Origin of the sequence: Acidisoma sp. L85 (genome assembly GCF_009765865.1) — a bacterium.
Classification (GTDB): Bacteria; Pseudomonadota; Alphaproteobacteria; order Acetobacterales; family Acetobacteraceae; genus Acidisoma.
On record NZ_LMUQ01000075.1, the window covers coordinates 39,691 to 45,263 of the forward strand.

Consider the following 5,573-nt stretch of genomic DNA (forward strand, 5'->3'; position numbering starts at 1 on the left):
TTTTGCAGTCTTGCGGCTGCCTTGCTCGGGATTGGGATATTGGCCTGCATACGCATCTGGCCGAGAGCCAGACCCAGGCGGCGGCAAGCCAGCGCCGCTTTGGCCGTAGCTTGACGACGCAATTATCCGAGCTTGGATGGCTTGGGCCCCGTTTCTGCGGAGCGCACGGCGTTTGGCTGGACGCGGATGACAGGCGCCTGTTGGCGGATGCGGGGGCCGCCATTGCGCATAACCCATGCAGCAATCTGCGCCTCGGTTCAGGGATCGCCGATTTGCGGGCGATGCTGGCGGCCGGGATCGCCGTCGGCATCGGGACGGATGCCAGCAATACCTCCGACGGGCAAAACATGTTCGAGGCGACTCGGCTCGCGGCCTACCTCTCACGGGTTAAACATGCGGACACCGGGGCATGGGTTTCGGCCCTGGAGGCGCTGCGGCTTGCGACTGTCGGGAGTGCCGCCGCGCTTGGCTTCTACGACATCGGCCGCATCGCGCCGTCCTATCGCGCCGACATCGTGTTCCTATCGGGCGCGAGCCAGACCTACGTCCCCCTGCGCAACCCCATCAGGCAAATCGTTTTTGCGGAGACTGGGGCCGCCGTGACCGATGTCATGATCGATGGACGAATGATCCTGGAGCGGGGTCGACTAACAAGGATCGACGAGGCGCGTTTGCGGCGACAAGCGCAGACCGCAGCCGCCCGGCTCGACACTGCCACGCTACCCGCCCGGCGCTTGGCTGAGGATGTCTCCGGCCATGTCGAGGAATTTAGCCGTGGCTTGAGACAAAATCGCGCCTGACCCAAGCCTCGGACCACGTTGGCGCTCCGGCCGCTCTACTGACAGCGTCATCGATAGGATAGGCACGGCAGCGCAATCGACTATTCGCAGCGTGCGCCATCAGGCCTCGATCCGATATGCGTTCGGATCTTCTGCACATCCACCGGCGCCATAGGACTGACAACCACCGTTGTCAGTTTCCCTTAGCTAGTTCGGCACCTATTTGAATCTCTCGCGAAGGGGCTTCGCCATGGGTGATTTGCTTTTGCTATCCGATGCGCAGATGCGCCGGATCGAGGGGTATTTCCAGCTTTCGCATGAGGTCGCGCGGGTGGATGACCGTCGGATCGTCAACGTGATTGTCTTTGGCGCTGTTCGTTAACAAGCTCATGTCATCGCCGTCCTCTGTCTGCGACCGCCGCATTGCGTGCAAGTCCTCCGAAGGCGTCGAGCATCCGGTCGCGCCAAGCGAAGATGGGATCATCGCTTTCGAGAGGCTCGATTGCACTTATGCAGCGCACCCACATGAACATGCCGAAGACGCAGTAATCGGCGTAAGCAGGCGCTGCGCCGCTGATGAATTCCCGATTCCTGAGGGTCCGGCGAACCGGTGTAAGCACCTGCTTTAGTGCCGCGAGGTGAGCCGGTTTGTCAGCTACGACGTCTTCGAGACTCTTACCGAAGGCCTTTTCGCGCGAGCTCCGAAAATAGTCACGGTCCCTTTCGTGAATATGCGTGTGGATATCCATGAGGATGATCTGTGCGAGACTTGGCAATAGTGCCGTATCCGCCCAGGTGTTGATGAATTCGGCAAGGGGGATGCTGTTCACCCCGCCAAAAAGTGAAATCCTAGCGGGGAAGCGCTCCTCGAGATAGAGCGCGATGCGCCAGGAGTCGCTGACGACCTCGCCGCTAACAGTCTGATTGCCTGCCACTCGGTCACCCAGGGCACTTTGATCGTGGATTAGAACCGGGACGGTTCGGCTGCCTGAAAAAGCGATTAGCTCCTTCTCGGTAAACAGCCAAGGGATCGTCTCGGCTTCCAAACCCTTGTGGGCCAACGCCATGCGAATCTTCCAGCAATGCGGACTGAAGCGCACGGCGCGGTCAGCAGCAGCCAGTTCGTAAAGTGTGAGTTTCTCTGTGCCTTTCACCTTTGTCTCTCCTCGAACGGTCGGAATTGTTCCGATACCGCGTCTTCCGTGGGCGCGGATCGGAACATCCTTATCCGGCCCGAAGGCAGTACCTCCCGTTTTCGAGAAGTCAATGCACAACCGTTTTGCCGGGGGCATCGTTTGCAGCATCTGCCGTCTCGCACGTATGCATGATAGGACAGGTTCGTGCATCGCGTACTCCGCGATTCGCGTGAGTTCGCGAAGATGACCGAGTGTGATCGCGGTGCTGGCCTGAGTGACCGGTTTAGAGCGATCGCCGGCAGTTCGTGGACGCCCTCGACCATAGCGCGGACCTCGGCCATTGCTCCTAGCGCCTTGTGGGCGCGTTCGGGTAAGACGCGTGCGAGCACGCTGTCGGCCCATCGCGTGACGACGGGACATCGATGCGCGTGAGGCGGAATGGTGCTGAACGTTCCCGATGCCGGCAGAGACGGTTCCAAAGGCCCATCACCAGAGCGCCAATCAACTCGTTGACTGCATCGAGCGTGTCGAACGCCGGCAGCTTGCCGCCCCATAGGGTCGAAGCCATCTCCATCGGCGCCGGTTCGGTTATGGGCGTAGCGATGGCGCCGAGGAAGCGGGTCCGCACCACGCGGAATGGCACGGGCATTGTTAGCGGTGTAGTAAGGCGCGCACCTCGTCGTTGGTCGCGGCGGGCAGTTCGGCCATGTCAATCCTTCTGATCGACCAAGACCCAGGAGGTTCACCAAATCTAGCCAAAGAGTCCGATTCAGCGGTAGAATCCTTTCGATTGGGCGTAGGGGGCGGCGACATATGACACCCTCGATCCGGTGCGGGCGACCGGCCCTACCGGAAGTCGCGGCTGGCTGGCAGCAATCCACTCTATGCTTTGGGGAAAACCGCTTCCAGATTATGGCCGTCGGGGTCCAAGACGAAAGCTGCAAAGTATCCTTCTTCATACTCCGGTCGGAAGCCCGGTGCTCCGTTGTCTTTGCCTCCATTTTCCAAGGCCTTGGAGTGAAAGTTTAGAACGGATTGCTCGCTTCTAGTAGTGAAGGCGATATGGACTGCCTTGGAGATCGGCGCGGCGTCGTTTGCCTGCCTTATCTCAAACATGTCATGCACGCTATCTCCAAATCCCACCACCACTCCCTCAATTTCGAACACGATCTTGTACTCTAAAGCGCGGAATATAGCTTCGTAGAACTTGCGGCTTTCACGAAGACTAGAGACCTTGATTTGAACGTGATCAAACATACCCATGTTGCGCCTCCAATCACTTCGCAAAAAGACATTTAATGTGCCATGAGAAGATTGTGTTCGGCAATTGCAAACTTAGATCAGACTAATTTCGCTTGTCTCGCGTACAAATTGTAGAATGGGATCGCGGCATCAAGTTGCCTGTATGTCCTCCGGTCGTGAATGGGGTTGATGGCCGGGTCATACCGACCGCCCTTCCGCAGAAAGTGGCGCCAGTAAATTGGCGATGAGCTCGACGTCTGACAGCGCCCCTACCGGAAGTCACGGCTGGCCGGCAGCCCGGCTTTTGACCGAACGGAACCGGGGTCCGGGCGTCTCACCTCATCAGCGCGTCCGAGCGTGGCGTCGGCCCAACTCGGATCGTTCCTGGAAATGCTCAACTGCCGCAGGAGGTCGCCGCGGTCGATCAGCTTGCGACAAATCAAGTGCGTGATGGGCACTTCGGCGTGGTCAGTCTCGCGCTCAATGCGGCCCTCAGCCACCATCAGACGCGCGCCGATCATCGCTGCCCGATCGCGTCCGCCGATGTTCGGATAGACGACCAGGTTGGCAACGCCGAATTCATCCTCGAGCGTGATGAAAACGATGCCCTTCGCCGTGCCGGGCCGTTGCCGCATGAGCACGATCCCGGGCAGGCGAATGGAACTGCCCGCGCGTGCCGAGTTGAGGTGTCGGGTGTCGTGATATCCCTGTTTCGATAATTTCGGCCGCAGCAATGCGAGGGGATGCTGCCGCAGCGTCAGTCCTGTAGCGGCGTAGTCCAGCACGATCGCTTGTCCTGCCGCCTCGGCCGGCAAGGCGGGGGCGGCCTCGTTGATGAGTCCTGGCTCCCCGAGTGCGTAGTCAGCCAGTCTCAACAACGGCGGCACGTCGCGTTCAATCGCCTTGGCGTCCCACATGGCGGACCGGCGGCTGGCGCCCAGGCTTGCGAAGGCATCAGCCTCTGCCAAGGCTTCGATGGCTTTGCGGCTGACGCTCGTGCGGCGCGCCACTTCCTCCACGGACCCGTACGGCGAACCATTGCCGGACCGCCGGACCTTCACGATCAACCGGCCCTCTTGTTCCGTAAGCCCCGTCGCCAGCCGCAGGCCCAGGCGCAAAGCATGCTGGTCAGCACTCCGTATCTCCGGCTCAAGGGTTGAGTCCCAGTCGCTTGCATTGATGTCGACGGGCCGGACCTCGACGTCGTGCTTCTTCGCGTCACCGACGATTTGCGCTGGCGCATAGAACCCCATTGGCTGGCTGTTGAGCAGCGCCGCCGCGAAGACGGCGGGGTGGTGGCATTTGAGCCAAGAGGAGGCATAGGCGAGATGGGCAAAGCTCGCCGCATGGCTCTCCGGAAAGCCATAGGAGCCGAAGCCCTCGATCTGCTTGAACACCCGCTCGGCGAGTTCGGGATCGTAGCCCCGCCGCACCATGCCGCCGACGAGCCGCTCGTGATAAACACCAACACCCTGCGTGTGCTTGAAGGTCGCCATGGCCCGTCGAAGCTGGTCGGCCTCACTCGGCGTAAAGCCGGCGGCGACAATCGCCACGCGCATCGCCTGTTCCTGGAAGAGTGGAACTCCGAGCGTGCGGCCGAGGACCTTTTTCAGTTCGTCCGGATCGCCATGCTGAGGGGAGGGGCCGGGATAAACCGGCTCCTCGAGATCCCAACGCCGGCGCAGATAGGGATGGACCATATCGCCTTGGATCGGACCCGGGCGGATGATCGCAACCTGCACAACCAGGTCGTAGAATTTGCTCGGCCGAAGGCGCGGCAGCATCGCCATCTGCGCCCGGCTTTCGACTTGGAACACGCCGAGGGAATCCGCCCGCCGCAGCATGGCGTAGGTTGCCTCGCAATCGCGTGGGATGCCGGCAAGGTCGTAATCGAGCCGATGATGGCGGCGCAGCAGATCAAAGCCACGCCGCAGGCAGGACAGCATGCCGAGGGCAAGAATATCGACCTTGAGAAGCTTGAGCGCGTCAACGTCGTCTTTGTCCCATTCCAACACCGTCCGGCCGGCCATCGCGGCATTACCCACGACCGCCATTTCGGTGAGGAGCCCCCGGCTCATGACGAAGCCGCCGACATGGGTCGCGAGATGGCGCGGAAAATCCTGGATCTCCGCCGCGAGCTCCAAGGCGAGCCCGAGCCGGCGATCGGAGAGGTCCAGCCCCTCCTGGGCCGCAAGCTCCTTCAGGCCGTCGTCACGGCCCGGCCCCCAGCTGGCCTTGGCCAGCCGGCCGGTCACGTCCTCCGATAGCCCGAGCGCTTTACCCACCTCGCGGATGGCGCTGCGGCCGCGGTAGCGGATGACGGTGCCGACGATCGCTGCGCGATTGCGACCATAGCGATCGTAGATATGCTGAATGACCTCCTCGCGCCGCTCATGCTCGAAATCGACATCGATGT

4 protein-coding genes and 1 pseudogene are annotated in these 5,573 nt (G+C 61.2%); 2 read left to right on the forward strand and 3 right to left on the reverse strand.

What is annotated here, in order from left to right; genetic code table 11:
• Both GSQ83_RS25645 and GSQ83_RS30935 read left to right on the forward strand, forming a co-directional pair.
• The coding region (locus GSQ83_RS25645; RefSeq protein ID WP_158805725.1) for an amidohydrolase family protein at nucleotides 1–800 on the forward strand (800 nt) is incomplete at its 5' end.
• A gap of 229 nt (nucleotides 801–1,029) precedes the next feature.
• Nucleotides 1,030–1,161 carry a hypothetical protein gene (locus GSQ83_RS30935; protein ID WP_256367138.1) on the forward strand — a complete coding sequence of 44 codons (132 nt, stop codon included), beginning with the start codon at nucleotides 1,030–1,032 and terminating at the stop codon, nucleotides 1,159–1,161.
• 10 nt (nucleotides 1,162–1,171) lie between these two features.
• Here the strand turns inward: GSQ83_RS30935 and GSQ83_RS25650 are convergent, their stop codons facing one another.
• From GSQ83_RS25650 to GSQ83_RS25665, 3 genes and pseudogenes are all read right to left on the reverse strand, one after another.
• Entirely contained in the window at nucleotides 1,172–2,083 is a 912-nt protein-coding gene (locus GSQ83_RS25650; protein ID WP_254065909.1) for a glutathione S-transferase family protein, read from the reverse strand.
• 714 nt (nucleotides 2,084–2,797) lie between these two features.
• A complete protein-coding gene (locus GSQ83_RS25660; RefSeq protein ID WP_216850580.1) occupies nucleotides 2,798–3,178 on the reverse strand; it encodes a VOC family protein in 381 nt (126 codons plus the stop codon).
• 248 nt (nucleotides 3,179–3,426) lie between these two features.
• Nucleotides 3,427–5,573, reverse strand: a pseudogene (locus tag GSQ83_RS25665) (error-prone DNA polymerase); the annotation flags it as partial.

Excerpts from the sequence above, each read along its gene's own strand:
- GSQ83_RS30935 (WP_256367138.1), top strand. The coding sequence starts at position 1,030 with ATGGGTGATTTGCTTTTGCTATCCGATGCGCAGATGCGCCGGATCGAG.
- GSQ83_RS25660 (WP_216850580.1), bottom strand. The coding sequence starts at position 3,178 with ATGGGTATGTTTGATCACGTTCAAATCAAGGTCTCTAGTCTTCGTGAA.
- GSQ83_RS25650 (WP_254065909.1), bottom strand. The coding sequence starts at position 2,083 with ATGCTGCAAACGATGCCCCCGGCAAAACGGTTGTGCATTGACTTCTCG.